This window comes from Kitasatospora sp. NPDC015121 (genome assembly GCF_055562955.1).
Genome location: NZ_JBVHEH010000006.1, coordinates 1 through 26,560, shown reverse-complemented (window position 1 = coordinate 26,560; position 26,560 = coordinate 1). Strand labels below are relative to the sequence as shown.

General features: G+C 75.9%; 22 protein-coding genes and 1 pseudogene. 7 read left to right on the top strand and 16 right to left on the bottom strand.

What is annotated here, in order from left to right; translation table 11 throughout:
* Nucleotides 1-5: 5 nt before the first annotated feature.
* The 8 genes from ACZ3J7_RS10195 to eccD form a co-directional block, all read right to left on the bottom strand.
* Nucleotides 6-323, bottom strand: coding sequence for a hypothetical protein (locus ACZ3J7_RS10195; protein ID WP_465618797.1), 318 nt, complete (start codon nucleotides 321-323; stop codon nucleotides 6-8).
* A complete protein-coding gene (locus ACZ3J7_RS10190) occupies nucleotides 316-756 on the bottom strand; it encodes a YbaB/EbfC family nucleoid-associated protein (RefSeq protein ID WP_465618795.1) in 441 nt (146 codons plus the stop codon). The genes ACZ3J7_RS10195 and ACZ3J7_RS10190 overlap by 8 nt, the downstream gene beginning before the upstream one ends.
* Nucleotides 757-799: 43 nt before the next feature.
* A complete protein-coding gene (locus ACZ3J7_RS10185; RefSeq protein WP_465618793.1) occupies nucleotides 800-2,815 on the bottom strand; it encodes a hypothetical protein in 2,016 nt (671 codons plus the stop codon).
* Between the two features lie 72 nt (nucleotides 2,816-2,887).
* The gene (locus tag ACZ3J7_RS10180; RefSeq protein ID WP_465618791.1) at nucleotides 2,888-3,337 is read right to left on the bottom strand and encodes a hypothetical protein; all 450 of its coding nucleotides are present in this window, start codon (nucleotides 3,335-3,337) and stop codon (nucleotides 2,888-2,890) included.
* A gap of 5 nt (nucleotides 3,338-3,342) precedes the next feature.
* Nucleotides 3,343-3,648, bottom strand: a complete 306-nt coding sequence (locus ACZ3J7_RS10175) for a hypothetical protein (RefSeq protein ID WP_465618789.1) — start codon at nucleotides 3,646-3,648, stop codon at nucleotides 3,343-3,345.
* Between the two features lie 61 nt (nucleotides 3,649-3,709).
* A complete protein-coding gene (locus ACZ3J7_RS10170) occupies nucleotides 3,710-4,060 on the bottom strand; it encodes a WXG100 family type VII secretion target (RefSeq protein ID WP_465618788.1) in 351 nt (116 codons plus the stop codon).
* 142 nt (nucleotides 4,061-4,202) lie between these two features.
* Nucleotides 4,203-5,663: a type VII secretion protein EccB gene (gene eccB / locus ACZ3J7_RS10165; RefSeq protein ID WP_465618786.1), complete on the bottom strand. Its 1,461-nt coding sequence runs from the start codon at nucleotides 5,661-5,663 to the stop codon at nucleotides 4,203-4,205.
* Nucleotides 5,664-5,792: 129 nt separating this feature from the next.
* Nucleotides 5,793-7,166, bottom strand: a complete 1,374-nt coding sequence (gene eccD, locus ACZ3J7_RS10160; RefSeq protein WP_465618784.1) for a type VII secretion integral membrane protein EccD — start codon at nucleotides 7,164-7,166, stop codon at nucleotides 5,793-5,795.
* A 209-nt stretch (nucleotides 7,167-7,375) separates the two neighbouring features.
* Here eccD and eccCa point away from each other — a divergent pair, with 209 nt between their 5' ends.
* Entirely contained in the window at nucleotides 7,376-11,380 is a 4,005-nt protein-coding gene (gene eccCa / locus ACZ3J7_RS10155; RefSeq protein ID WP_465619364.1) for a type VII secretion protein EccCa, read from the top strand.
* A 32-nt stretch (nucleotides 11,381-11,412) separates the two neighbouring features.
* On the opposite strand, the gene ACZ3J7_RS10150 is transcribed toward eccCa, so the two are convergent.
* Together ACZ3J7_RS10150 and ACZ3J7_RS10145 are read right to left on the bottom strand one after the other, a co-directional pair.
* Nucleotides 11,413-11,997 (bottom strand): DUF4240 domain-containing protein, encoded by a 585-nt coding sequence (locus ACZ3J7_RS10150; protein WP_465618782.1) that lies wholly within the window; start codon nucleotides 11,995-11,997, stop codon nucleotides 11,413-11,415.
* A gap of 47 nt (nucleotides 11,998-12,044) precedes the next feature.
* The gene (locus ACZ3J7_RS10145) at nucleotides 12,045-12,479 is read right to left on the bottom strand and encodes an Imm63 family immunity protein (RefSeq protein ID WP_465618780.1); all 435 of its coding nucleotides are present in this window, start codon (nucleotides 12,477-12,479) and stop codon (nucleotides 12,045-12,047) included.
* 32 nt (nucleotides 12,480-12,511) lie between these two features.
* Between ACZ3J7_RS10145 and ACZ3J7_RS10140 the strand changes: the two genes are divergently transcribed.
* Entirely contained in the window at nucleotides 12,512-13,489 is a 978-nt protein-coding gene (locus tag ACZ3J7_RS10140; protein WP_465618778.1) for an NAD(P)-dependent oxidoreductase, read from the top strand.
* Between the two features lie 63 nt (nucleotides 13,490-13,552).
* The gene (locus tag ACZ3J7_RS10135) at nucleotides 13,553-16,315 is read left to right on the top strand and encodes a hypothetical protein (protein WP_465618776.1); all 2,763 of its coding nucleotides are present in this window, start codon (nucleotides 13,553-13,555) and stop codon (nucleotides 16,313-16,315) included.
* Between the two features lie 68 nt (nucleotides 16,316-16,383).
* On the opposite strand, the gene ACZ3J7_RS10130 is transcribed toward ACZ3J7_RS10135, so the two are convergent.
* Nucleotides 16,384-17,241 (bottom strand): hypothetical protein, encoded by an 858-nt coding sequence (locus tag ACZ3J7_RS10130; RefSeq protein ID WP_465618774.1) that lies wholly within the window; start codon nucleotides 17,239-17,241, stop codon nucleotides 16,384-16,386.
* A 379-nt stretch (nucleotides 17,242-17,620) separates the two neighbouring features.
* On the opposite strand from ACZ3J7_RS10130, the pseudogene ACZ3J7_RS10125 reads away from it, so the two are divergent.
* Nucleotides 17,621-18,286, top strand: a pseudogene (locus tag ACZ3J7_RS10125) (AfsR/SARP family transcriptional regulator); the annotation flags it as partial.
* Between the two features lie 85 nt (nucleotides 18,287-18,371).
* Here ACZ3J7_RS10125 and ACZ3J7_RS10120 read toward each other — a convergent pair.
* Nucleotides 18,372-18,803, bottom strand: a complete 432-nt coding sequence (locus ACZ3J7_RS10120) for a hypothetical protein (protein WP_465618772.1) — start codon at nucleotides 18,801-18,803, stop codon at nucleotides 18,372-18,374.
* 252 nt (nucleotides 18,804-19,055) lie between these two features.
* Between ACZ3J7_RS10120 and ACZ3J7_RS10115 the strand changes: the two genes are divergently transcribed.
* Nucleotides 19,056-19,694: a ClpP family protease gene (locus ACZ3J7_RS10115; protein WP_465618770.1), complete on the top strand. Its 639-nt coding sequence runs from the start codon at nucleotides 19,056-19,058 to the stop codon at nucleotides 19,692-19,694.
* Nucleotide 19,695: 1 nt separating this feature from the next.
* Nucleotides 19,696-20,292 carry a ClpP family protease gene (locus ACZ3J7_RS10110; protein WP_465618768.1) on the top strand — a complete coding sequence of 199 codons (597 nt, stop codon included), beginning with the start codon at nucleotides 19,696-19,698 and terminating at the stop codon, nucleotides 20,290-20,292.
* 28 nt (nucleotides 20,293-20,320) lie between these two features.
* Here the strand turns inward: ACZ3J7_RS10110 and ACZ3J7_RS10105 are convergent, their stop codons facing one another.
* The 4 genes from ACZ3J7_RS10105 to ACZ3J7_RS10090 all read right to left on the bottom strand — a co-directional run bounded on the left by ACZ3J7_RS10105 (nucleotide 20,321) and on the right by ACZ3J7_RS10090 (nucleotide 25,514).
* Nucleotides 20,321-20,788 carry a helix-turn-helix domain-containing protein gene (locus ACZ3J7_RS10105; protein ID WP_465618767.1) on the bottom strand — a complete coding sequence of 156 codons (468 nt, stop codon included), beginning with the start codon at nucleotides 20,786-20,788 and terminating at the stop codon, nucleotides 20,321-20,323.
* 109 nt (nucleotides 20,789-20,897) lie between these two features.
* Nucleotides 20,898-23,381, bottom strand: coding sequence for a DUF7617 domain-containing protein (locus tag ACZ3J7_RS10100; RefSeq protein WP_465618765.1), 2,484 nt, complete (start codon nucleotides 23,379-23,381; stop codon nucleotides 20,898-20,900).
* Between the two features lie 264 nt (nucleotides 23,382-23,645).
* Nucleotides 23,646-24,416: a polysaccharide deacetylase family protein gene (locus ACZ3J7_RS10095; protein WP_465618763.1), complete on the bottom strand. Its 771-nt coding sequence runs from the start codon at nucleotides 24,414-24,416 to the stop codon at nucleotides 23,646-23,648.
* Between the two features lie 105 nt (nucleotides 24,417-24,521).
* A complete protein-coding gene (locus tag ACZ3J7_RS10090) occupies nucleotides 24,522-25,514 on the bottom strand; it encodes a LysR family transcriptional regulator (protein WP_465618761.1) in 993 nt (330 codons plus the stop codon).
* Nucleotides 25,515-25,734: 220 nt separating this feature from the next.
* Here ACZ3J7_RS10090 and snpA point away from each other — a divergent pair, with 220 nt between their 5' ends.
* Nucleotides 25,735-26,403 (top strand): snapalysin, encoded by a 669-nt coding sequence (gene snpA, locus ACZ3J7_RS10085; protein WP_465618759.1) that lies wholly within the window; start codon nucleotides 25,735-25,737, stop codon nucleotides 26,401-26,403.
* The last annotated feature ends 157 nt before the right edge of the window (nucleotides 26,404-26,560 follow it).

Genomic DNA, 26,560 nt, shown 5'->3' with positions numbered 1-26,560 from the left:
GCCGGTCAGAGCTTGGAGTTGATCGTCCTGGTGCCGTCGTCGTCGGCGCGGTCGAGCGCGTCGGAGTAGGTCACGCCGCCCTCGTAGAAGCGGCCCATGCTGGTCTGGATCCTGGTGACCAGTTCGGTGAGGATCCGGGTGCCCTCGTCGACCTGCTGGTGGTACTGCTTGCCGATCTCGTCGTCGCCGCCGACGTGCAGGTTGCCCCGGTTGATCACGTCGAGGTTCGCGTTCACCTCGCCGACCAGTTCCCGGAGCCGGTCGAACTCGGTGAAGGTGCCCTTCAGGCCCGAGTTCTTGGAGGTGTTCCTCGGTTCAGCCACGGAACTCCTCCTGCCGGTCGGTCCCGCGCGCCCGGGTGCCGGACTCGCCGCCGGGGCGCATCGCGTACAGCGGGGCGAGGAGGTCGTCGAGCTCGGTGCCGCCGGTCATCGACAGCCGCAGCGTCTCGCCGAGGCCGTCGAAGCGTCCGATCCGGGCGGCGATCCGCTCGCCGACGGTGGCGCGGGCCTCGTTGAGGACGTCGGTGAGGACCTTGCCGAGCTCGGCGGGCGCCATCGACCGGTAGGCGTCGGTGTGGAAGGTCAGCGCGACGACCTGGCCCTGCGAGCCGACCTTGGCGGTGACCATCCGGTCCTTGGTGGTGGCGGAGGCGGTGAGGTCGTCGAGCTCGCGCTGGACGGCCTCGGCCTTGGCGAGTTCGGCCTGCATCTCCTCCATGGCGAGGGCGATCTGCTCGGCGAACGGGTTGCTCATGTCGGTCCTTCCGGTACGGGGGGTGTGTCTCGCCGGCGGCGGGTCAGCGTCCGATGACGCCGTGGACGGCTCCGGTCTCGGTGCCCCAGACCTCCTCGTCCTCGGCCAGCCAGGTGGTGCGCCGGCGGTCCTTCTCGCCGGGGGCGCCGCCCGCGCCGGCGCCGCCGGGGGGCATCATCGGCGGCATGCCGGAGGAGCTGGTGGCGGTCTGCCGGCCGGTCAGCAGGGCCTGTTCCTCGGCGGCGGCCGCGGCGGCCTTCTGGGCGGCCGCCCGTTCGGCGTTGGCCTGTTCGACGGCGGCCCTGACGGCGACCGGGTCGCCGCCGTTGACGAGGGCGCGGGAGCTGAGGCCGCCGCCGGTGCCGGTGAGGCCGGGCAGCCCGCCGAACGAGGAGCCGCCGCCGGAGCCGGTGCCGCCGGAGCCGAGGCCGCCGGTGGTGTAGGTGAAGCCGCCGGTGCCGAAGCGGTTCGGGGCGAGCAGGTCGTCCCCGGAGTCGCCGGCGTAGCTGTCGGTGATCAGCTGCCGGTACTGCGGGACGGGGTTGCCCTTGGCGTCGCGCAGGGTGCCGTCGGGGCCGATGGTGTAGTCCTTGCCGGCCAGCATCGGGTTGCCGTTGGCGTCCAGCACGGGCTTGCCGTTGGCGTCGACGATCCGGCCGTCGTCGGTGATCCGGGAGCCGGCGGGCAGCGTGACAGGCTTGGTCGAGCCGCTTCCGGTGCCGGTGCCGCCGCCGGTGCCGCCGGTGCCGAGGCCGCCGCCGCCGATCAGGTCGAGCCCGCCGGAACCGGTGCCGGTCCCGCCGCCCGTGCCCGTCCCGCCGCCGGTGCCGCCGCCGAGGTCGAGGCCGCCGCCGGAGCCGGAGCCGCCGGTGCCGCCGCCGAGGTCCTTGATGTCCTTGATGCCGGCGCCGCCGCCGGGGCCCGTGACGTCCTTGGTCCCGGAGTCGCCGCCGCCGGGCCCGGTGATGTCCTTGGTCGGGTCCTTGGTGGGGTCGTCGGTGCCGGGGCCGGTGCTCGGCGGCTCGCTGAACGGCATCCGCAGCTGGGCGGTGCCCAGGGGGTGGTTCTCCATCAGGGTGCGGGCCTGGTTGTAACTGGTCTGGATGGCGCTCAGGGCGGTCTTCGCCGCGTCGTCGAGGGGCTTCAGGTCGGCTTCCCAGACGGCCTTGGCGCGTTCCTTGACGGTGTTCCAGAAGTCGTCCTGCTTGGGGTCGCCGAACTTGGCGCCGCTGAAGGTGACGGTGAACCCGGAGGCCGCGCTGGGGGAGCCGTCGACGGCGGTGGCCGGCTTGCCGCCCTGGTTCTCCCAGAAGTCGCCGCCGCCGCCCTTGGAGCTGGCCTCCAGGTGCACCCTGGCGCCGCCCAGCCCTTCGGCGAGGGCTTTGGCGAGCGCGCGCACCGGGCTGGCCTCGGGGCTGTTGCGCCAGGCCTCCCAGGCGGTGACCAGCGGCTGCAGGACCCCTGCGACGGTGGTGCCGCAGGCGCGCAGCGCCTTGGGCAGGTCGGTGTCGGCGAGGCGGTCGCGCAGGGTCTCCAGCTCGCGGCCGTAGCCGGTCAGCACGGCGGCGAACGAGCCGGCCGCGCTGCCCTGCCAGTCGCTGCCGGGGCTGCCCACGTCGGTCGCCCACTTGCGGGTGACCGGGATCCAGCCGTCCAGGAACCAGGTGGCCTTCTCCAGCATCACCGCCGCGTCCTCGAAGCTGGCGACGCTGATCCGGTCGTTGGCCTTGCTGCTCCACAGCGGGTAGAGCACCCGCGGCCCGTCCCGGAGGAACTTGCCGAACGGGGTGGTCGCGGCCAGGAACTCGTCCCACTTGAGGGTCAGTCCGACGGCCACGCTGCCGTACTTGGTCTCGTTGTTGTAGATGTAGGAGAAGTTCCACGAGAACCAGGTGTCGAAGGCCTGGCCGGCGAGGTCGGCGCCCTTGATGCCGTCGGTGATCTCGACGTTGTGGCCGCCGATCCACTCGGTCTTCGGGTCGGTGACGGCCGACCGGCCGTCCCGGGTGGTGTACTGCGACGGCGCGAGCAGGCTCAGCACGTCTTCCCACTGGTCCACGGCGGTTCCCTCCCTGGGACGGTGCGGTGCGGCCGGCGGGCGGACGGGCCGGGTGGCCCGCCCGCCCGGGCGTCAGGGCTTGCTGGGGGCGGTCGGGTTGGTGCCGCCGCCGTTGAGGACGTCGTCGATCAGCCACATCAGCTGGGCGGCGGTGAGCGCGTCCTCGTGGCCGTCGCCCAGCGCCCAGGAGGCGTGCTTCAGGTCCTCACGGAGCCGGACGGCCTGCAGCGAGAGCGCCCCGAAGTAGGCGTCGAGCGCGCCCGCGTAGCCGCTCAGGGCGGTGACCAGGGCGCCGGGGGCCGGGGTGCCGTCCACCGGGGTGCCGGCCAGCAGGTGGTTGCCGCCCTTGCCGTCGCCGCCGCCCAGGTACAACTTGACGGTGGTGCGCGGCTCGGAGGCGTCGAAGTCGTGGATCAGCCACTGGAGCTTCTGCTCGGCGAAGTCGCGCAGGTAGCTCTCGGTGACCTTGACCTCGCCGCCGCCCCCGCCGCCTTCCGGGTCGTCCTTCTCCTCCTTCGCCACCGGGGTCAGCCCCTGGTGTGGTCGAAGTGGGTGCTGGCCAGCATGTCCGCGTCGCGGATGGTGTCGCGCATCTCGCCGAGGGCCGTCTGGGCCTCGCCGATCTTGGTCGCCATCCGGCCGTCGGCGGTGCTCAGCTGGGCCGAGAAGGTGTCGACCGCGCCGGAGAACTGGCCGATCAGCTCGGTCCCGAGGACGGTCCTCAGCTGGGTCGTGGTCTCCTCGTTCTGGTGGACCATCTGCTGGAAGCTCGCGCCGAGGTCGTCGATCGCCGCGTCGAGGTTGGCGTAGTGCAGTTCGAGGTCGCCGCTCATGGGTCGGGCCTTTCGGTCGGGGTGGCTGGGACGGGCGGCCGCCGGGGGGCGGGGGCCGGGACTACTTCGGGTTGAGCGCGCCCTCGATGTAGTCGGGGAGCGTGCCGCCGCCGCCGATGCCGTGCGCCAGCTTCACGGTGTGCTCGCCCGCGTTGCCCAGCTGGCCCTTGCCGGCCGCCAGCTTCTCCTCGAAGTCCTGGTAGGCCCGGGTCACCTTGGCGTACTCGGCGGCCCACTCCGTCATCTTGTCCTGGTAGACGGTGCTGGCCGCGCCCTTGAAGCTGTCCCGGACGGCGTCGGTGATGCCGTCGATGTGCTGCCGGGTCTGCTCCATCGCCTGGTACTGGCCCTGCACCCAGGCGATCACCCGGTCGATGGCGGCGTCGGTGTTCTTGAACGTGGGCGTGCTCACGTGCGCTGTCCCTCCTCGCGTGGCGCCGACCCGGAACGGACGGCGGGGCGTGTCGCGGGACCGCGCTCGGACACGGCCCGCCAGGGTGAACGGGCGCGCCCCGCGCGGCGGTTCACCGAGTGCGGCGTCCTTCGGCGGCCGCTCACCGGGTGCAGCGTCCTTCGGCGGTCGCGGCGGGCGGGACGACGCCGGCGGCGGTCAGCGCGGCCGGGTCCAGGCTGGGTCCGGTCGGCAGCAGCGACAGCACCCGGCCGGGGACGGCGGCGGGCGCGGCCTTGCCGTAGCCGAGGCGCTCGGCGGCGGCCGCCGAGGCCAGCGGGTACTTCACGCCGCCGTCGGTGACCAGGTACAGCGTCGAACCGTAGCCGCCCCCGGACAGCGCCCGCACCAGCGCGCCCGCGCCGGGCCGCACCGCGATCCGGTCGGCGGGCGCGCAGGACGGCAGCACGCCGGGCTGGAGCGCGGGCGGCAGGCCCAGCACGCCGGCGGCGTCGGGCACGGTCAGCGTCAGCGCGCCCTCGTCCGCTCCGGTGCCCGTCCCCGGGTGCAGCGCCGCGCACAGCGCCCGGTCGGCGGCGGGGCGCAGCAGCGCCGGGGGGCGGTCGGGCAGGCCGGTCGGGTCGAACGCGCCGGCGGCGGGCGCGGAGTGCGCGGCGAGGTCGGCCGCGCCGACCGGGGCGAGGGCGACCCGGCCGCCGCCGTACGCCTCCTGCTGGGTGCGCGGATCGCCCTGGAGCAGGGCGAGTTGGGTCTCGGTGAGCGGGACGAGGCCGCCCTGGGTCAGCAGGTAGCGCTCGGCGCCGGTGCCGGCGAACAGCTGCCCGATCCGGGTCGGCTGGCCGGCGAGCACCGGCCCGGCCCCGCCCCGGCCGGGCACCTCGGGGGCGCGCAGGTCCGGCCCGGCCGGGAACGCGCCCAGGAACGCGGCGGTGACCGGGACGGGCTCGGCGCCCGGGTAGCCGAGGGCGCGCGCCGCGCCGCCCAGCGCGTGCCGGCGGCCGTGCCACAGCAGGTGCTGCGCGCCGTCCGGCCCGGCGACCAGCACCGCCTGCTCGCCCGCGTCCCGCCCGGGCTGCCGGGCGCCGATGCTGACGGCCAGCTGCGGGGCGGCCTTCGCCGCGCCCGCGCCCGTGCCCGCCGTCTGCACGCTGCACACCAGCCAGTCGGCCGGTCCGACCTGACCTGCGGCGGGCAGCCCGTCCGGCGCGCCGACGATGCCGACGGGGGTGCCCCGGCCGGTGCCGTCCAGCGAGCGCGCGGCGACCTGGACGACCGTCAGCTGACCGCCCGCCAGCAGCCGGGCGCTGGCCTCGTTCAGCACGGGGTGCAGCAGGTCGCCGGCGTACAGGTAGCGGGCGCCGGTCTCCTTGACCACCACCAGCGTCCCGGGTTTCTTCCACCCGGTCGCCCCGCCCGGCTTCACCAGCCCGTACACCCCGGCCCCCGCGCCGATCAGCAGCGCGACGGCCAGTCCCAGCACCGCCCCCCGGTTGGTCCGCCCCACCGGCGTGTCCGGCGCGTCCGGCTCGGCCCGCAGCACGCCTGCGGCGACCCGGCCCATCACGAACAGGTGGGCCTGCACCTGGTCGCGTCGGGATTGCATGTCGGGTACCTCCTGGGGGTTGTCACTGCGAAGGACTGACGGACGGCCGGCTCGTCGCCCCGGCGCCACCGGCGCGGCCGACGGCCGCCGGAACCGCCGTCGTGGCGGCGCCCGCCGCCGGAACCGCTCTCATCCGGCGAGCCCCCGCATCGCGCCGTAGAAGCCGAGGACCTGGAGGGCGAGCGGCAGCAGGGCGAGGGCGGTCAGGGTGTGCAGGAGGTCGCCGGCGCGGCCCCAGTACGGGAGGAGGCGGCGGCCGGGGACGGTGCGGGCGGTGATGACGAGGGCGGTGGTGGCGGCGGCGAGCAGGGCGTGCAGCAGGAGGCGGCCGGCGGGGTCGGTGTGCTGGGCGGTGCGGAGGGCGAGCAGGGCGAGGCCGAGGGCGCCGGGGAGGAGGAGGGCGAGGCGTTGGCGGAGGCCGCCGATGTCGCGGGCGTGCAGCAGGAGCAGCAGGGAGAGGTCGGCGACGGTGGCGGGGACGGCCCAGCCGCCGTCGTGGGCGGCCGCGAGCAGGGTGAGGGCGGTGGCGCAGACCGCGCCGACGGCGAGGAAGAGGCCGGCCAGGTAGCTGTCGGCGACCAGGCTGCGGGCGAGGACGTCGTCGGCGGGGAAGGGCTCGATGTCCTGCTGGAGTTCGTCGGCGTTGCGGGGCAGGGCGGGCAGGCGGAGTCCGGAGAGGCGGAAGGCGAGCGCGGGCACGAACGCGCCGAACAGCACGGCGACGGCGGCGGTGACGGCGGCGGCGTGCGTGGCGGGGACGCCGTAGGCGGTGAGGGCGCCCGCGCCGCAGGCGAGGAGGGCGGCGGCGAGCAGGCCGGCGAAGACGGGTCCGGCGCCGGTGAGGGCGAGGGCGAGGACGGTGGCCCCGGCGGCGGCGGAGGCGCCGGCGAGCAGCCGGGCGGGGCCGGTGACGCCGGGGAGCAGGGCGGCGGCCGCGGCGGCGTAGGCGACGCCGGCGAGGGCGAGGGCGGTGCCGGTGGCGGGGTCGTCGAGTTGCCGGGCGAGGGCGCGGCCGCCGGCGAGCAGGGCGAGGGCGGTGAGGGCGGCGGCCGCGCAGCGGGGTGCGGCGGGGCCGGGGAGGGCGAGCAGCAGGAGTCCGCAGCCGAGGGCGGTGAGGGCGAGCGCGAGGGCGAGGTGGCGGGTGGCGGCGGGGCGCCAGGAGTCGCCGCGGGCGAGGGTGCCGGTGCGGACGCCGTCGACCAGGTCGTCGAAGTGCACTTCGGGCAGCGGGGCCTGGCCGGGGCGGAGGTGGAGTTCCTCGCCGTCGCGCAGGCCGAGGGCGTCGAGGGTGCGTTCCTCGTCGAGGGGTGCGCCGCCGGCGCGCTGCAGGACCCAGCCGGAGTGGTCGCCGCCGTCCTCCTCGACGCCGGGTCCGGCCCAGCCGAGGACGGCGGGCAGCAGGTCGGCGAGGACGACGTCGCCGGGGAGGGCGAGTTCGAACGCGGCTCCGGGCGTCCGGAACCTGAGCCGGACCAGTCCGGTCGCCGCCGTGCCACCGCTCATCGCTGTCCGTTCCCCTTTCGCGCTGCCTGCTCCCCCGCCGGAGGAGTACGGGCGGCGCGCCCCGGACGGTTCACCGGACGGTTCGACTGAACCGCGGACCGCCCGCCGCCCGTACGCCTGGGTGGGTCGGCCCGGTCCGTCCCCGGAGGAGGAGAGTCCCGTTGAGCGTGGTCCTGGTCGACCGTCCGCCCCGGCGTCCCGGGCCGGCGATGCCGGACGGCGAGTTGCAGTTGCAGGAGCCGCCGGTGCTGCCGGAGCAGCAGAGCGGCATGAGCAACGTGATCGCGATGGCGCCGATGGCGCTGAGTTCGCTCTCGATGGTGATGATCTTCCTGAACCCGCAGTCGGCGAACGGCCCGCTGACGTACGTGGCGATGGGCATGATGGGGCTGTCGGCGGTGGGCATGCTGGTGACGCAGCTGATCCGGGGCGCGGGTGACCGCAAGCGGCAGTTGCGGGCCGAGCGGCGGGACTACCTGCGGTACCTGGCGCAGATGCGCCGGCAGGTGCGGCGGCACGTGGCGGCGCAGCGGGAGGCGCTGGCGTGGCGGCATCCGGCGCCGGGGGCGCTGGGGTCGATGGTGCGGTCCTCGCGGCTGTGGGAGCGGCGGGCGGCGCACCCGGACTTCGGGGACGTGCGGATCGCGGTCGGCGCGCAGCGCCTGGCGGTGCGGTTGGCGCCGCTGTCGACGCAGCCGGTGGAGGACCTGGAGCCGCTGTGCGCGCACGCGCTGCGCCGGTTCATCCACGCGTACGGCTCGGTCGCGGACCAGCCGATCGCGGTGCACGTGCGGGGCTACGCGCACGTGCTGGTCCGCACCGCGCCCGAGCCGGGGGGCGATGCCCGGCAGGAGTCCGTGCCCGGGGAGTCGGCCAGGGAGTTGGTCCGGGCGGTGCTGGCCCAGCTGGCGTTCTTCCACGCCCCGGACGAGTTGCGGATCGCGGCCGCGGTGGCGCCGGACCTGCGCACCGAGTGGTCGTGGCTGAAGTGGCTGCCGCACGCGCTGCACCCGGTGGACACCGACGGCGCGGGCCCGGTGCGGCTGGTCGCGGACTCGCTGCTGGAGCTGGAGCAGTTGCTGGGCCCGGAGTTCACCGACCGGCCGCCGTACGAGCCGGACACCCAGCCGGGGCGGGACGAGCCGTTCACGGTCGTCGTGCTGGACGGGGTGGCGCTGCCGGCGGGCAGCCGGGCGGCGCTGGCGGGGTACCGCAACGCGGTGCTGATCGACCTGGCCGGGGCACTGGAGTGGCAGCCCGGCCCGCACCGGCTGCGTCTGCAACTCGCGGACAGTCGAGTGGAGTTGGTGAATACCGACCGCAACCGGCAGGACACCTCGACGGTGCTCGGCCGCCCGGACGCGCTGTCCGGCCCGGCGGCGGCCCGGTTCGCCACCGCGCTGGCGCCGTACCGCCTGGGCGACGCGCTGGACGCGGCCGAGCCGCTGAGCACCGACTTCGACCTGACGGCGCTGCTGGACGTCAACGACCTGTACCGGCACGACGTGGCGGCGCGCTGGGCGGCCCGGCCGCCGGGCGGGCGGCTGCGGGTGCCGATCGGCGTCGGCGCGGACGGCACGCCGGTGGAACTGGACCTGAAGGAGTCCGCGCAGGGCGGCATGGGCCCGCACGGCATGCTGATCGGCGCGACCGGCTCCGGCAAGTCCGAGCTGCTGCGCACCCTGGTGCTGGCGCTGGCGCTGACCCACTCCTCGGAGACGCTGAACTTCGTGCTGGTCGACTTCAAGGGCGGCGCGACCTTCCTCGGCCTGGACGACCTGCCGCACACCTCCGCGGTGATCACCAACCTGGCGGACGAGGCGGCCCTGGTCGACCGGATGCGCGACGCCCTGCACGGCGAGCTGAACCGCCGCCAGGAGCTGCTGCGCGCGGCCGGCACCTACAGCTCGCTGCTGGACTACGAGCAGGCCCGGGCGGCCGGCGCCCCGCTGGACCCGCTGCCGACGCTGTTCGTGGTGGTCGACGAGTTCAGCGAACTGCTTTCCGCGCACCGGGACTTCATGGACCTGTTCATCATGATCGGCCGGCTCGGCCGCTCGCTCGGCGTGCACCTGCTGCTCGCCTCGCAGCGCCTGGACGAGGGCCGGATGCACGCCCTGGAGTCGCACCTGTCGTACCGGATCGGCCTGCGCACCTTCTCCGCGATGGAGAGTCGCGGCGTGCTCGGCGTCCCGGACGCCTACCAGCTGCCCTCGCAGCCCGGCAACGGCATCCTGCGCAGCGACACCGCCACCCTGACCAGGTTCAAGTCCGCGTACGTCTCCGGCCCGTACCGGCGCCGGCGCGGCGCGGCCCGGCAGGCCGCGGCGGCCGGGCAGATCGTCCCGTACGGCACCGACTACGTGGCGCCGCGCCGCGCCGAACCCGAACTGCCCGCCCCCGTACCGGAGGACGAGCCGGCCACCACGCTGCTGGAACTCGCCGCCGAGCGGCTGCGCGACGCCGGGCCGCCCGCCCACCGGGTCTGGCTGCCGCCGCTGGAGACCCCGCCCACCCTGGACGAGCTGCTGCCGCCGCTGGCCCCCGTCCCCGGGTACGGCCTGGCCCCGGACGGACGCCCGGCGGTCGGCCCGCTGACCGTGCCGGTCGGCGTGGTGGACCGGCCGTTCCAGCAGCAGCGCGAGCTGCTGACCGCCGACCTGTCCGCGGCCGGCGGGCACGTCGGCGTGGCGGGTGGTCCGCAGAGCGGCAAGAGCACCCTGCTGCGGACCCTGGTGGCCGGGCTGGCACTCACCCACAGCCCGCGCGAAGTCCAGTTCTACTGCCTGGACTTCGGCGGCGGCACGCTCTCCGCGCTGCGCGACCTGCCGCACGTCGGCGGCGTCGCCGGGCGGCACGAGCCCGAGCGGGTGCAGCGCACCGTCGCCGAGGTCGCCGACGTCATCGCCCGCCGCGAACTGCTGTTCGCCCAGCGGAACATCGACTCCGCCGCCGCGTTCCGGCGCCGCCGGGCCGCCGCCGACCCGGTGCTCGGCGAGGAGCGGCACGGCGACGTGTTCCTGGTCGTCGACGGCTGGAACACCGTCCGCGAGGAGTTCGGCGCGCTGCTGCCCGCGCTCGCCCTGATCGCCGGCCGCGGCCTCAACTACGGCGTCCACCTGGTGGTTTCGGCCGCCCGCTGGAACGACGTCCCCAGCGGTCTGCGCGACCAGCTCGGCACCCGCTTCGAACTGCGGCTGGGCGACCCGATCGACTCGGTGATCAACATGCGCGCCGCCCAGACCGTCCCGCGGCTGCCCGGCCGCGGCCTGACCGCCGACCGCCACCACTTCCTCACCGCGCTGCCCCGGATCGACGGCCTCGGCGACAGCGAGAGCCTCACCGACGGCGTCGCCGACCTGATCGACGCCGTCGACGAGCACTGGACCGGCCCGCGCGCCCCGCAGGTGCGGATGCTGCCCGCCCTCCTCGACGCCGCCGAACTCCCGTCCCCCGAAGGACGGTTGCGCGTCCCGCTCGGCCTGGAGGGCAGCACCGTCGCGCCGCTCTGGCACGACTTCGAGGAGTCCCCGCACCTGCTCGTGGTCGGCGACAGCGAGAGCGGCAAGACCAACCTGCTGCGCCTGCTGGTCAACGCCATCACCACCGCCTACACCCCCGCCGAGGCCCGCATCATGCTGGTCGACTTCCGGCGCGGCCTGTACGAGAGCGTCCCCGAGGAGTACCGCCTCGGCTACGCCGTCGCCCTCGACGTCCTCAAGCAGGTCGTCACCGGCGCCGCCCGCGCGATGACCGCCCGGCTGCCCGGCGAGGAGATCAGCCCCGCCCGGCTGCGGCTGCGCGACTGGTGGACCGGCCCCGAACTGTTCGTCCTGGTCGACGACTACGACCTCGTCCCCACCCAGCCGGGCGCCGGACACCCCTTCGCCCCGGTCCTCGACCACCTCGCCCAGGGCACCGAACTCGGCCTCCACCTGATCGTCGCCCGCTCCGCCAACGGCATCGGCCGCGCCTACAACGACGCCCTGCTGCGCCGCCTCCAGGACGTCAACACCCCCGTCACCCTGCTCTCCTGCCCGCCCAGCGAGGGCACCCTCTTCGGCAGCGTCAAACCCCGCCAACTCCCGCCCGGCCGCGCCCTGCACATCACCCGGCGCCGCACCGTCCAGCTCCAGACCGCCCACCTCCCGGAGCCGGAGCCGGAACCCGAGCCGGAGCCGGGACCCGACCCCGAGCCGCCGTCCACGGCATGAGTGCCGACCCGCCGGCGCCGGCCGCCGGAGCGTCAGTCCAGGAAGAGCGCGGCGAGGCGCGGCAGGCGGCGCCGCACCTCGTCGCCGTCGGCGACGTCCCACCGGAGGCCGGCCGGCTCGGTCACGGCGCCGAGCGGGCCGGCCGCCGGGGAGGCCGCCAGCGCCTCGTCGAGCCCGTCCGGCTCGCCGGTGAGGCGGCGGTGGGCCCGGCGGGCCACCTGGCCGAAGTCCTCGTTCCCGATCAGCACGTCCCCGCCGCCGCGCACCGCCGGATGCTCGGCGAGGGCGTCCGGATCGGCGAGCGCGCGCTCGTACCAGTGCCGGCCGAGCGAGATCAGGCCGTCCCGGAAGTCCATGAACCCGTCGTCGGACCACCAGCCCTCGATGAGGAACGCCGCCGCCCACAGGTCGTACCGGTAGGCGTGCTCGCGCAGCTGCCACTGGCGCAGGGAGAACCGGACGACCTCGGCGGGCGTCCGGCTCACCAGCCGCTCCTCGCAGGCCCGTTCGATCGCGGCGGGCCGGTCGCCGACGTCCGGCCGCAACGCGTCGACCTCGGCGCACGCCCCGTCGACCAGGGCCCAGAACTCCTCGACGTCCATCACGGACCGAAGCATGCCAGCCGCCCCGGACAGCTCCGCGCCCGTCCGCCGCGACCGGCGGCTCAGTCGAGCGGGTGGGCGTCGACGTCCGCGAGGCGCACGTCCGGGTACTCGGCCGGGATGTCCGCCCGGAACCGCGCGGCCCACCCGGCGTCGAGGCCGCGCAGCAGGCGGGGCTGCCAGGCGAGCCGGCCGATCCGGGGGTCCCGGTCGGCGGGGAGGCGGCCCCGCCGCTCGCGCTCCCGCCGCCGGGCCGACGGGCCGGTGGCGTCGAGGGCGATCCAGTACAGGAGTTCGTCGAGGTCGGCCGTGGTGCGGCGCCGGAGCTCCCGGCCGAGGTCCACCACGACCCAGTGCAGGACGCCGTCGCGGACCTCGACGTAGGGGTGGGCGCCGTCCCGGGGGGCGAAGGCGACGAGTTCGCGCCCGCCGGCGCCGTCCAGCCCGGCCGCCAGCCCGGCCACGGCCGTCCGCACGTCCTCAAGGGTTATCGTCACATCGACGATTATGGCACGGCACGCACTTTCCGGTGAGCACCCCACTATTTGGTCCGTACTGTTCGGCTCCCCCGGCTTCGCCGAGGATCGAGGCATCGACGAAACCCCGTACGACTTGGGAGGGCAAGGGCGTGCACACGACCCACGGAACCGACGTGAGCATCCTCGGACTCGGCGCGATGGGCAGCGCGCTCGCCGAGACCCTGGTGAAGGCCGGACTGCGGACCACGGTCTGGAACCGCTCGGCGGGCCGGGCGGAGGCGCTCGTCGCCCGGGGAGCGGTCGAGGCCGCCTCCGCCGCCGAGGCGGTCCGGGCGAGCCCGCTGGTGGTCGTCTGCCTCTACGACCACGACTCGGTGCACGAGGTGCTCGACCCGCTCGTCGACGACCTGGCCGGACGGACGCTGGTCAACCTGACCACCACCAAGCCCGAGCAGGCCCGGCGGTCGGCCGCCTGGGCCGCCGGAGCGCGGATCGCCTACCTGGACGGCGGCATCATGGCGGTGCCGACCATGATCGGGCGGCCCGGGGCCTCGATCCTGTACAGCGGCTCGGAGACGGCGTTCCGCGAGCACGCGGCCGTGCTCGACCGGTGGGCGACCGGCACCTACTACGGCGAGGACGCCGGACTGGCGTCGCTCTACGACTTCGCGCTGCTCTCGGCGATGTACGTGATGTTCGCGGGGTTCATGCAGGGCGCCGCCGTGCTGGCGCCCGCGGGGGTCCCGGCGGGCCGCTTCGCGGAGCTGGCCGCCCCCTGGCTGACCGCGATGACCGGCGCGTTCGCCGGGTACGCCGAGGTGATCGACGGCGGCGACTACACGGTGCCGGGCCAGCAGAGCCTGACCTTCTCCAATCTCGGGCTGTTCGTCGAGGCGATCACCGAGGAGGGGGTGAGCGCCGAACCGGTCGCCATGGTCCAGCGCCTCGTCCAGCGGCAGGTGGACGCCGGCCACGGGGCGGAGGGGTTCGCCCGCGTCTTCGAGAGCCTCCGGCACCCGGCCGCCTGACCGCCCGACCGGGGACGCGGGCCCGGTGAACCGGCCGCCCCCTCGCGGCCGTATACCCCGACGATGAGCCTCTCCCGTCCCGGCCGGGCCGCCGGCGCAACCGAGTCGTCCGTCGCGTCCGGCCGCCGTTCCGGGCGGCGGCGGGAGGCGGTGGCCGCGCTGCCCGCCGGGAGCGGCGGCCGGGCGGCGGCGGTGGCGGTGGCCCGGTCGGAGCTCCGGGCGGTGGGAGAGCACTTCGTGATCGCCCCGGCCGGTGCCGACGCCGACGAACTGGCCTCGGCGGTACGGGGGTTGCAGCCGCTGCCGGGAAGCCTGATCGTCGTCGCGGCGGCCCCCGACTCGGCGACGGTGCTGCGCGACCGGATGGCCGACCTGGGACTGCTGGCCCGGGCCCGCGGGGTGTCCACGCTGGTGCTGGCCGCGTCGGGGCTGGCCGCGCTCGCGCCGAACGGGCGGCGGCCCGCCGAAGTGGTCGCGGAACGCGCCGAGCTGCCGGTGATCGCACCGGACGGCCTGGTGGAGATCTCCCCGGACGGCGAGCTGGACGTGGTCGCCCCGGACGGTTCGTCCGCCCCCGTCTCCTGGTGGTACTGCGCCCCCGGCGCCACCCCGCGCCGGGCCCGCCGGGCCGCCCGCAGCGCGATGGCCCCGCCCCCGGCGATCGCCCCGCCCCCCGCCACCGCGTTCGCCGCCAGCGCGTTCGCCGCCCCGTCCGCCCGCCCGCCCGCGCCCGTCGACGTGCGCCGACTGCCCGCCGGCTACTGGCTGACGCACACCGCGGCCCCGCCCGACGGCCCGCTGCCCGGGCTGGGGCTGGCCGCCGCCCCGGCCGGGACGACCGTGCTGGTGGTCGGGACGCCGACCTGCCCGGTGCTGCTGCCCGAGGACTTCGCGGACACCGTCGCCGCCCTGCCCGTCGACACCACCCGGCTGCTGGTGAGCGCCCCGTGGGCCGCACCGGACGAACTCGCGGCGCTGACCGGCACCCTCGCCGGCCGCCTGGCCCGCCCGGTGCAGGCCGCCATCGGGGTACCGGTGCTGGGGCCGGACGGGCCGACCTCCCGGATCCTGGACGCCCGCGGGCAGGCCCGCTGGGAGCCGTACCTGCTGCGGCTGACGGCCGCACCGGGCGAACCGACCGCGCCGTGGGCGTGGCGCAAGGGCCCGGCCGACTGGCGCACCGACGGCCCGGCCGTCTTCGAGGCCTTCCCGTACTGGGCGCTGGAGGCCGTCCCGGCGGGGCTGTGGCTGCGGCCCGAACCGCCGCACGTCCTCACCCCGCGCTTCCGCCGCCCGGAACCGGCCCGGCCGCTGCTGATCGTCGGCGAACGCGACCGGCCGGTGGCCGCCGACGTCTTCGAGGAGCTGGGGAACCTGCTGGACCGGCTGCCGACGACCGGCTCGGAGGGCTTCGGGCTGCTCGTCCACGGGCTGCTCGAACCGGACACGGTCCCGGTCGCCCGCTTCGTCGCCCGCCTGCACGACCTCGACTGGCTCGGCCCCGAACAGCCCACCGCCGGCCCGCCCGCCCCCGCCCCGGTCCGGTACGGCACCGCCGCCGCGCCGCCGCCCCGGCCGCTGCCGACCCCGACGGAGTCCCCCGCCGTCGCCGTCGCCCCCGCCGTCGCTCCCGCCGTTGCCGTCGAACCCGCTCCGCAGCCGACGCCGGAGCCGGAGCCGGAATTGGAGCTGGAGCCGGAACGGGAGCCGCTTCCGGCCCTCGCCCCGCCCGCTCGGCTCGCCACCAGCGGCGGCCCCGCCCCCGAGACCGCCACCGCACCCGCACCGGCACCGGCACCCGCACCCGCACCCGCCACGGCCACTTGGCCCCCACCCGAGCCCGCCCCCGCACCCATGCCCGCCCCCACGCCCTCGCCCTCGCCCACGCCCACGCCCGAGCGCGCACCTGAGCCGCTCCCCCTCCCCGAACCCGACGCGCCGCTCTCCCCCGCACCCCCTGACCCGCCGTCACCAGCGCCCGGACCCGCCGCCACCGCGCTCCGCTACCGCCGCTTCCGCCCGGAGGACGTCCCCGCCCCGCCCGTCGGCGCCAGCAGCGCGGCGGACCGGGACGCCGTCCGGGCGCTGCTCGGCGAGTACTACCACCGCTGTGCGGGACGGGTGGAGCAGGTCTCCACCCGGCTGCCGGCGCTGCGGTCGACGGCCAAGGACGACATCAAGCCGGACTTGGCGGCCGTCCTGGTGCACCACGGCGACACCGGCGTGCCGACCGACCGGGCGGGCCTGGTCGCGGCCGCCCGGGGCGGTGATCCGGAGCTGGCGCCGTTCCTGCGCTGCCTGGGGTCGGGGCTGCGGCGGCTGCCGAGCCACCACGGCGCGGTCCTGCTGGGCGCGCCGGGCGGTACGGATCCGGGGGCGCTGCTGGCCGAGTACGAGGTCGGACGGGTGCTGGTCGAACCGGGGCCGGTCACCGGGCTGTCCGCGACGGTCGCCGAACTACCCTACACGCCGGTCGAGTTCGTCGTCTGGTCGGCCACCGGCCGACGCACCGCCGCCTTCGCCGCCGGGACGGACGAGCCGCAGGTGACCTTCGCGCCGGGCACGTCCTTCACCGTGCTCGCCGTCCTCCCGGCCGACGAGGCCGACAGCGACGGCGGCGTGCCGAGCCGGGTCCTGCTGCGCGAGTCGACGGACGCCGGGGGCACCGATCGGGCCGAACGCGACCGGGCGGCCCTCACCCGCCTGCGGGCCTGGCTCGACCGGCGGGCCCGGATCGACCAGGCCGACCGCCGGACGGTCGACCGCCCCGAGCGCTTCCACCTCACCCCGGGGGTCGCACCGCTGCCGGGCCCCGCCGGGGCCTGACCCCACCGCCCCGCCCGGCCCCGGGGCGGCCCCGGACAGCACCCGGCGGCCGCCCCGGCGCCCACCCGCTACCAGCCCCCCGCCCCACCGTCGGCCCGGACCCCGTGCCCGCGCGCCTCCTCGCCCTGCCGCCCCACCGGCACGCCTTCCACCGGCACGCCCCGCTCCGTACGACGCGCGGTGCCCCTCGCCGCGCCGACCGTACCCGCCGCCGTGTCCGACCACCGGTCGGCGGGCGCGGTCGGCCCGTCCTCGCCGAGTCCCCAGACGGCCGGTACCACCCGCTCGCCAGCAGCCCGCCCGTCCGCCTCCGGCTCGTCCGGCCGCCGGACGGCCGTCGCCTTCCGCAGCGGCGCGGCCCACTCCGTCCGTGCCGCGCGGGCCTCCGTCCGCGCCGCCCCGTCGCGCTTCGGCCGGATCGCCCGCACCTCCCCGGGCCCCAGCTCGGACTCGGGGACCGGCACGTGCTCCCACCCCTCCGGCACCGGCGGCACCTCCCACCCGCCGACGGCAACGCCCCCGCCCGCACCGGCCACCGACCGACCGGCACCGGCAGCGACCCCGAGCCCCGGCAGCGCCGCCGCCACAGGCACCGCAGGCACCGCCACCGCTGCCGTCGCCGTCGCGTCCTGCGCCGACCATTCGTCCAGGCACTCCAGCCGGACGGCGAGGCCGCCCCGGGGTGCCCGGGCCGCGCCCGGCTCGTGCCGGAGTCCGTCGTGGCGGTGCCAACCGCCGTCCGGTGCGCGGTGCTCCAGCGTCAGTTCCCAGTCGCGGGCGGCGGGGACGTCGAGGCGGGCGCCGATCCGGGCGGGGAGCACCCAGGTGCCGTAGGGGGTGCGGGCCACCGCCCGCTGTTCGGGGGCGGTGGGGTCCGTGCCGGTCACGGTGATCCGCCACGCTCCACCCATCCGCAGCACGTCCACGCGAGGCCTCCCGAGCCGTTCCGCACCCGCTGGTTCCGGGGCGGGCGCGTTCGACCCGCCCCCTGCTCGACGGACCGGGGGCCGCCCCCGGTTCACCGGTCGTACCGGTCGCACCGGCCCGGCGGCGACGGCGAACGCCTGACGGCCGGTCAGCGAATTCCGGCCGACCATCACTTGAATGCTGAACTACGACCCGACTGACATCCCGTCCGATTACCGGTTCATCAGGCCACAATTTCCCGACAAACATACGAATACCCGGCCGAAACCTCGACCTCCCGAGGTCAAGGGACGGTCAACCGCGTGTGGCAGACTGCCGCCGGATCTTGGACGTCGTGGACGGAACGCCTAGCCAACCCGCATCCACCTGGGGGAATCCGTGTTCATACGCCTGCTGGGGCCCGTCGAGCTGCGGACCGCCGACGGCCGCGTGGTCGCGCCCGGCGGCCCCAAGCGGTCGGGCGTCCTGGCGCTGCTGGCGCTCGAACTGGGGCGGGTCGTCCCGGTCGCGCGGCTGTCCGAACTGCTGTGGGGCGACGCGGCGCCCGCCCAGTCCCGGGCCGCGCTGCAGGGGCACATCGCCGCCCTGCGCAAGCTGCTCGCCGGCACACCGTTCACCCTGCTGACCCGGACGCCCGGCTACCGGCTCGACGGGCCCGCCGACCAGGTCGACGCCCTCCGCTTCGACCACCTCACCGCCCGCGCCACCGCGCACCCCACCGCCCCGGACGCGGAGGCCGTGGCCCTGCTGGACGAGGCGCTGGGCCTGTGGCACGGCACCTCCGCCCTCGCCGACCTGCCGGAGACGGAGCTGCGCCGCGTCCTGACCGACCGGCTCGACCAGGACCGCACCCGGGCCCTGGAGTGCTGGGCCGAACGCCTGTTGCGCCTGGGCCGCGGCCCGGAGGCGGTCTCCGCACTCGACCGGGCCGTCGCCACCGACCCGCTGTACGAACCGGTGGCCGCCCTGCTGGTGCGCTGCCTGCACCGCTCCGGCCGCCCGGCCGACGCGCTCGCCGCCTACCACCGGGCCCGCCACCGGCTGGCCGACGCGCTGGGTGTCCGCCCGGGCCGGGTCCTGCAGTCGGCGGTCGACGAGGTCCTGGCCCCCGAGCCCGCCGCAACCCCCGTCAGCGGAGCGACAGTTCGGCCAGCAGCCGCTGCACCCCGTCCTCACCGAAGCGGTGCACCAGCAACGCGACCCAGCGCGTCACCTCCTCCCGCTCCGCCCGCGTCCACCGTCCCGCCGACGGGTGCTCGTCGACCACCAGCGCCCGGGCGATCCGGTGCAGCCCGGCCGGTACCTCCGGCAGCTCCCCCACACCCGCCCCGTCCAGCCCACCCGACCCGTCCAGCCCGTCCAGCGCGAGCCGACGGGCCGCCGCCGCCACCGTCCGGGCCCCGGACTCCGCCACCGCCAGGGCACCCCCGTCCGCCCGCAGAGCTCCCGCCGTCCCGTCCGTCGCGTCCGGGCGGTCCGTCCCGTCCGGGCGGTCCGGAACGACGTCCTCCGCTGCCAGCCACGATCCGATCAGCGCCCGGATCTCCGCTTCCCCGTCCATGCGCACCAGCATGCCAGTACCGGCACCTCCCGCCGCCGCCGTCACCGTCGCCCGCCTCCCCCGTCTCCCGCCGGCTCCCGTCGCCGCCGTCCCGTGCACCTGAACGGCCCCCACCCCGTCCGGCGTTCACCGGGCCCCCGGGTGCTCTGCCCGCAGCGAATCTGCGGCGGGCAGAGAAACGTCCGCGAGCGGGCGGCGGGGGGCAACAGTGGAGTGACCGACCCTCCGTCACCTCCACTTCCGGGAGAACCGATGACTCCACTCAGCACGCTCCGCCCCCGGGCGGAGGACGGCGACACCCCGCCCAGCCCGTTCGACGACCACCTGGCGGCGCTGCTGCTGGCCCGCCGGATCGTCCTGCTCGGCACCCAGGTCGACGACGTGTCGGCGAACCGGGTCTGCGCGCAGCTGCTGCTGCTCTCGGCCGAGGACCCGCGCACCGACATCAGCCTGTACATCAACAGCCCGGGCGGTTCGGTCACGGCGGGGCTGGCGATCTACGACACGATGCGGCTGATCCCGAACGACGTGTCGACCCTGGTGATGGGGTTCGCGGCCAGCATGGGCCAGTTCCTGCTGACGGTGGGCGCACCGGGCAAGCGGTTCGCGCTGCCGAACGCGCGGATCATGATGCACCAGCCGTCGGCGGGCATCGGCGGCACCGCGTCCGACATCGAGATCCAGGCGGAGAACCTGGAGTACACCAAGCGCGCCATCGAGCGGATCACCGCCGCGCACACCGGCCAGAGCGAGGAGACGATCGCCCGGGACGGCGACCGGGACCGCTGGTTCACCGCCGAACAGGCCCGCGAGTACGGGATGGTGGACCGGGTGCTGGAGTCGCTCTCCGAGGTCGGTTCGGCCTCGTCCCGTCGACGGGCGGGGCTGTGACATGGCCTCCTACCCGATTCCCTACGTGATCGAGCGGACCGCGCAGGGCGAGCGCTCGTACGACGTGTTCAGCCGGCTGCTGAACGAGCGGATCGTCTTCCTCGGCACCGAGATCGACGACGGCGTCGCCAACGCGGTGATCGCCCAACTGCTGCACCTGGAGTCCGCGAGCCCGGACGAGGAGATCGCGATCTACCTCAACTCGCCCGGCGGGTCGTTCACCTCGCTGATGGCGATCTACGACGCGATGACGTTCGTGCGCTGCCCGATCGCCACCTACTGCGTCGGCCAGGCGGCCTCCACCGCCGCCGTGCTGCTGGCCGGCGGCGACCCGGGGCGGCGCTCGGTGCTGCGCCACTCCCGGGTGCTGCTCGGCCAGCCCGCCAGCGGCGGCCGGCGCGGGACGGTCTCCGACCTGAGCCTGGCCGCGAAGGAGGTGCTGCGGATCCGCGCGCAGGTCGAGGAGGTGCTCTCCCGGCACACCGGCCACCCGGTGGCGACGCTGCGCGCCGACATGGACCGCGAGAAGGTGTTCGACGCCGACGAGGCCGTGGCGTACGGCCTCGCCGATCGGGTCCTGAACAACCGCGTGGTGTGAGGGGGTTCGAGAGGGCGCGGCGGTGGGCTCAGGCCGCCAGGCAGAGCCCGCCGTAGCGGCCCGCGGAGGCCGTCCGGCCGCGCAACGCGCTCGCCGTGGCGGCGGCGCCCGCGGCGGCGCTCACGGTGGCGGTCGCCCGGCGCGCCGAGGCCGCCCGGCGCGCGGCGGCCGCGCCGTGCGCCGCGACGAGTTCCCGCTGGACCAGCGAGAGCACGTCCCCGAGGCCGAGGCCGAGCGCCCGGGCGGCGGCCGCGAGCACCTCCGAGGAGGCCTCCTTGCGGCCGCGCTCCAGCTCCGACAGGTACGGCACCGAGATCCGGGCCGCCTCCGCGACGTCCTTCAACGTCCGCTCCTGGGCGAGCCGTTCGCGCCGCAGCACCCCGCCCACCACGTCCCGCAGCAGCGGCTCACGGGGCTCGGGCTCGACCTGCGGCAGCGGCTCGGGGCGCAGCGGGACGACGCGGGCCCGGGGTGCGTCGGACAGAGGTGTTGTCATCTCCCCAGCCTAGGCACCCCGGGCCGCGGGGGCAGCCCGCGCGGCTCTGCCCTCAGCAGAACGCCGCGCCGGGCCGCCCCCGTTGTCGGCCGTCACTCCCGGCCGGTCGTCACTCCTTGCCGGGCACCGCCAGGATGCACAGCAGCGAGCAGGCCACCGCCGAGGAGGGCGCGGTGGTGGTGGGGGTGGTGCCGGCGGGCGCGTTCGCGGCGACGAAGCTGGCGGACGCGGTGTTCTTCAGCGGCAGGGCCAGCAGCAGCGAGTCGCAGTAGACCTGGCGGCTGGTGCCGGCGGCCAGCGCGAAGGTCCCGGCGGCCTGTCGGCAGGCGGGCGTGCTGGGGTCGTTGACGGTGACAGCGGCGGCGTCGACGGGGCCCGCGTTGGTGACGGTGATCCGCCAGTGCGCGGTGCCGAGCAGGCCGAGCAGGCCGACGGGGCTGGTCTTGGCCCAGGGGCCGGGTCCGCCGGGTGCGCAGTCGCGGGTCAGGGCGGAGCCGCAGATCTCCTTCTCGACGGTGACCTTGGGCTGGCAGCCGGTGCCGGGCGCGACGGCGGTGGTGACGGTGTTGGAGGTGAGCGCGCCGGTGGTGTCGGTGCCGTTCGCGGTGTTGCTGACGGAGGTGGTGGTGCAGGCGGCGGCGACGGTGGTGCGGAAGCAGATCTGCGGCGCGTCGCCCCGGTAGTCGACCACCAGCATGGGGTGGTTGGTGGTGCTGAAGTCGCCGGTGCTGGTGAGCACGAGCTGGGCGGTGACGGTGAGCGCGGGGTGCGCCACGGGGTCGACGCCGGTCAGGTCGACGGTGCCGTCGGCGCCGAGCGGCGGGACGGTGACGGGCGCGCCGCCGGGGTCGGTGACCAGGACGCGGGAGGCGTTCAGGTCGACGTGGGTGAGGTCGATGTCGGTGATCCGGGCCCGGCTGTAGCCCTGGATGTGGCCGGTGCCGCCGTCGCAGTAGAAGTCGGTGGGCTTGAGGGTGACGGTGGCGCCGCTGTGCATGCAGGGGCTGGCGGCGGTGGCCGGGTCCATCGAGAACAGGATGCCGGCGTCGCCGAGGCCGATCAGGCAGCGGGTGGTGCTGTCGTACGCGTAGCCGTAGTCGCGGGTGACGCCGCCGTTGGCGCTGGGGTGGGTGGCGGGCGCCGGGAAGCCGGCGCAGGGGGCGGCGGCCGTCCAGTCGTAGCAGAAGGTGGTGCCGTTGCCGCCGCTGCCGCCCCAGGCGGGGAAGTAGCTGCGGGTGCCGCTGTCGGTGGTGACGGTCTCGGGGTCGAAGGTGAGGGTGCCGCCGCCGAGGCCGGAGAGCACGGCGGGGGCGGTGAGCGGGGAGCCGTCGACGGCGTAGCAGGTGACCAGGACGGCGGGGCCGCCGTTGGTGCTGGTGCAGGCGCCGTTGGGCTGTCCGGCGGTGTCGTACGAGGTGAAGGCGTCGTAGGTGTTGTAGCCGGCGCTCGGTGCGGCGGTGTGCGGGGTGGTCCAGCCGGCGCAGGTGGTGTTGGTGGCGGTGTCGAAGCAGCCGATGGCGGGCGGTCCGCTGACGCTGGAGCCGCTGCCCAGCGGGGCGGAGGAGGCGAACACCTTGTCGCCGACGGCGGTCACGCCGCCCTGGTAGAGCGCGGTGGGGGTGCCGGGCAGGTCGTGGTTGGGGGCGACGACCGGGCCGTAGGGCTGGCCGGCGCAGGGGGTGCGGGCGGGCAGGGCGAGGCAGAGGATCTGGCCGGTGCTGGCGACGGCGTACAGGTTGCCGCCGACCTCGACCAGTCCGGCGAGGCTGTTGGCGCTGCTGGGCGAGGTGCCGTTGGCGGCCAGCGCGGTGTAGCCGCAGTTGGCGTGGGCGGCCAGGTCGAGGCAGCCGACGCCGACGCCGGCGGTGGTGCTGGCGGGGTAGTACAGCAGGTTGGGCTGCTGCGGGTCGAGGACGTACTTGGAGGTCAGCGGGCTGCCGAGGTCACCGGTGTTGCCGGTGCCGAGCGGTCCGGCCGCGCTGTTGAGCGGGCGCGGCCAGGGGCCGCCGGTACAGGGCTGGCCGGTGGTGAGGCTGCTGCAGACCACCTTGGCGGCGGCCGGGGAGGCGTGGTGGTAGATGCTCCACGCCTGCACCTCCCCGGTGGGCGTGCGGTACAGCACGGGCGTGTAGCCGTCGCCGCCGGTGGCCTGCGCGGTCGGCTGGACGGGGGCGAGCAGCAGCGGGGACAGTTCCGTCCCGCCGGGCCGGGCGACCGGGTTCTCGGCCCGGACGGCGACGGTCGCCGTCCCGGGGTCGGTGCTCTGGAAGGTGCTGCCGTCGGTCGACCAGGACGGCGTCCAGCCGGGCGGCACCTGCAGCGAGCCGGGCACGTACGTCTGGGACGCGCCGGCCCCGCTGATCGGGTCGGTCACGGCGGCGGGCGCGGGGGCGTCCCCGGCCGCGCCGTTGCGGTACTGGACGGTCCACTTGAGGGTGTCGCCGTGCTCGGCGGTCGCGGCGCCGGGGTGGGTGACGTTCTGCACGCCCTTCACCAGCGAGGATCCGGCGGCGACGTTCGGTCCGCTCGGCTGGTCGGCGGCGGGGGCGGTCCCGCCGAGGCCGAGCAGCAGCAGGGCGGTGCTGACGGTCACCGCGAGGGCGGTGCGGGCGGTGCCGGCTCCACGGGGTCGGCGATCCGGGGTCGAAAGGGGCGGACGCGGGCTTTTCAGCACTGTTTCTCCACCTCGGGTGAGCAGTCGGCCCGACTGGTCGTCAGGCCACACCGCCGCCCAGGCTAGGGCGCCGAACTCCCTTTTCGTGGCCCGATTTTCCTATCGATCTCATGATGACCGAATATGACTGCGACTTTGCCCGCGGAAAACGAACTCCCGCCCCACGCTCGAAAATTCTTCCCATTACCGGTAAATCGTGCCGGGCTTCGCCACGCCGGGTGCGAGCAACTGGTCGACGGTCACGAAGGTGTAGCCCTGCGCGGCCAGCCCCTCCAGGACGGCGGGCAGCGCGGGCACGGTCCCGGCGTGCAGCGGGTGCAGCAGCACGATGCCGTCCCGCGCGGCGCCGTCCAGGACCCGGCGGGCGATCAGCGCGCTGTCCTCGGTGGCGTAGTCGCGGGCGGTCACCGTCCACAGCACCTGGGCCATGCCGAGCTCCCGGGCGATCCCCGAGACCCGGTCGTCGGTGCGTCCCTCCGGCGGCCGCATCAGGGTCGGGCGGCGGCCGGTGAGCTGCTCGATCGCGGCCGCGGTGCGGTCCAGCTCGTCCCTGACCCGGTCGTCCGGGACCTCGGTGAGCCGGGCGTGGGTCCAGGTGTGGTCGCCGACCGCGTGGCCCTCCCGGGCGATCCGCCGCACCAGCTCGGGGTACCGGTCGAGGTCGCGGCCCTCCAGGAAGAAGGTGGCCCGTCCGTGGTGGCGGGCGAGCAGGTCGAGGACCGCGTCGGTGGGTTCGCCGGGGCTGCCGTCGAAGGTGAGCGCGATGCACTTCGCCCGCGCGCAGTCCACCTCGCCCGCCGCCACCGTCCCCCCGCCCTGCCGCCGCGCCTCCGCGGGACCGACCGTGACCATCTCGAAGCTCCGCACGACCGCCACCACGACCAGCGCCGCGACCGCCAGCACCGCGACCCCCAGCAGCAGGAAGAACCGCGGCCGCTTCCGCACCATTGTCATACCGGCGACCCTACATTCCTCCTTTCACCCGATTCGACCACCGCCGCCCGGCCTCGATTCGCCCACGCACCTCCGCGAAGCGGCGGGAGGCGTCCTCGACGACCGTCACCCGGCCGGAGCGACCGGGGCGGCCGGGGCGAGCAGGGTGTGCAGGGAGCGGTTGTGGCGGCGCAGCCAGGCCAGGTACGCGGGGTTGCCGCCGGCCAGGTCGAGGTAGGCGTGGCAGAGGTCGACCCAGAGGCCGTCGAGCGCCGGGCCGCCGACGGTGTCGGGCCGCCAGGTGAGCAGCAGCCGGACGGCGAGCGGGTCGCCGTGGACGGGGCGCAGCACGGTGCCGGGGCCGGGCGGCGAGGTGGGCTGGCAGGGGCGGACGGCTTCGCCGGAGGCGACGAGTTCGGCGGCGGTGGCGTTGTCCCGGACCTGGACGACCCGCGGGTCGAGTCCGGCCTCGGCGAAGGCGCGGCGCAGTGCGGCGTACTCGTGGTCGGCGGTCGGGTCGACCATCCAGGTGTCGTGGGCGAGGTCGGCGAGGCTGACCACGGGCCGGCCGGCGGCAGGGTGGGTGGCGGCGAGGGCGACGAACTGGGGTTCGCGGGCGACCAGGACGCGCTGCTCGGTGCCGGCCGGCACGTGCAGCGGGAAGCCCTCGCTCTCGTGGACGAAGGCGATGTCGAGCTGTTCGGCGGCGACCAGGTGAAGCAGGGCGATCGCCGAGATGTCGATGTGGATGGTGGTCTCGGTCTCCGGGAGCCGGTCGTGGATGCGGCGCAGCCAGGCGGCGACGGCGCGGCTGCCGACGCTGCCGATCCGGAGCCGGCGGCGGCCCGGTCCGGCGGCCTCGGCGCGGGCGGCGGCGACCAGGGCGTCCAGTTCGGTGATCACGGGTCGGGCCCGGGAGAGCACGGTGTGGCCGAGGGCGGTGGGGCGGCTACCGGTCCGTTCGCGGGTGAACAGCCGTCCGCCGATGGACCGTTCGATGCGGTGCAGCTGGGTGGTCAGCGACGGCTGGGTCATGCCGAGTCGACGGGCGGCCTTGCGGACGCTGCCGGTGTCCGCGATCGCGCACAGCACTCGCAGGTGTCGGACGTCGAGCTCCATCACGGGAGCATAGCCAGGCACCCCGCGTCTGCCAAGAGCATGTCAAAGGATGCCCACGCAACGCCAAGTCCTCCGTCCCGCAAGGGTATTGGCCCGGACTATCGCCGGTTGCCATCTCCGCGCCCCGGCCGCCCTGCCCCAAGCTCGGTGCAACCACTCACCACCGCGTTCCGGGCGGCCTCCCCACGCCGCCGGGACCCGCGAAAAATGGAGTCCCCACATGAACCGCTCCATGACCGTGCTCGCCGCCGCCCTCGGACTGGTCCTCTCGGTCGGCACCGCGGCCACCGTGCCCACCGCCGCCGCGGCCGCCACCCCCTCGGCCGCCACCGCGGCCACCACCGCGGCCACCAGCCAGGGCTACACCCCCACCGCGGGCCTCGCCAAGTCCTCCGAGGACGCCAACAACAAGGCGTTCTACGAGGCCGTGATGAAGTCGGCCCGCGCCAAGCAGTCCGCCAACCCGTACCTGCTGGTCGTCGCCGTCACCTACGACGCCAGCCAGGCCCCGACCTTCCGGACCACCATCTCGCAGAGCGCGCAGATCTGGAACTCCTCGGTCACCAACGTCCAGCTCCGCTCCGGCACCAACGCCGACTTCCGCTACTACGAGGGCAACGACTCCCGCGGCTCGTACGCCTCCACCGACGGCCACGGCCGCGGCTACATCTTCCTCGACTACGCGCAGAACCGGCAGTACAGCTCGCTGCGCGTGGTCGCCCACGAGACCGGCCACGTCCTCGGCCTGCCCGACCACTACTCCGGCCCCTGCAGCGAGCTGATGTCCGGCGGCGGCCCCGGCACCTCCTGCACCAACCCGTACCCGAACGGCACCGAGCGCAGCCGGGTCAACAGCCTCTGGGCGTACGGCCTGGCCGCCGCCGGCTGACCCGGCCCGGCCCGGCGGCCCCCTCCCCGAGCAGGTGCGGGCCGGCTCGGAGGGGGTACCGACGGCGGAGGGGGGGGGCCCCCCCCCCCGGGGGGCCCCCCCCCCCCCCCCCCCCCCCCCCCCCCCCCGGGGGGGGCCCGGCCCCGGGGCGGGCGGG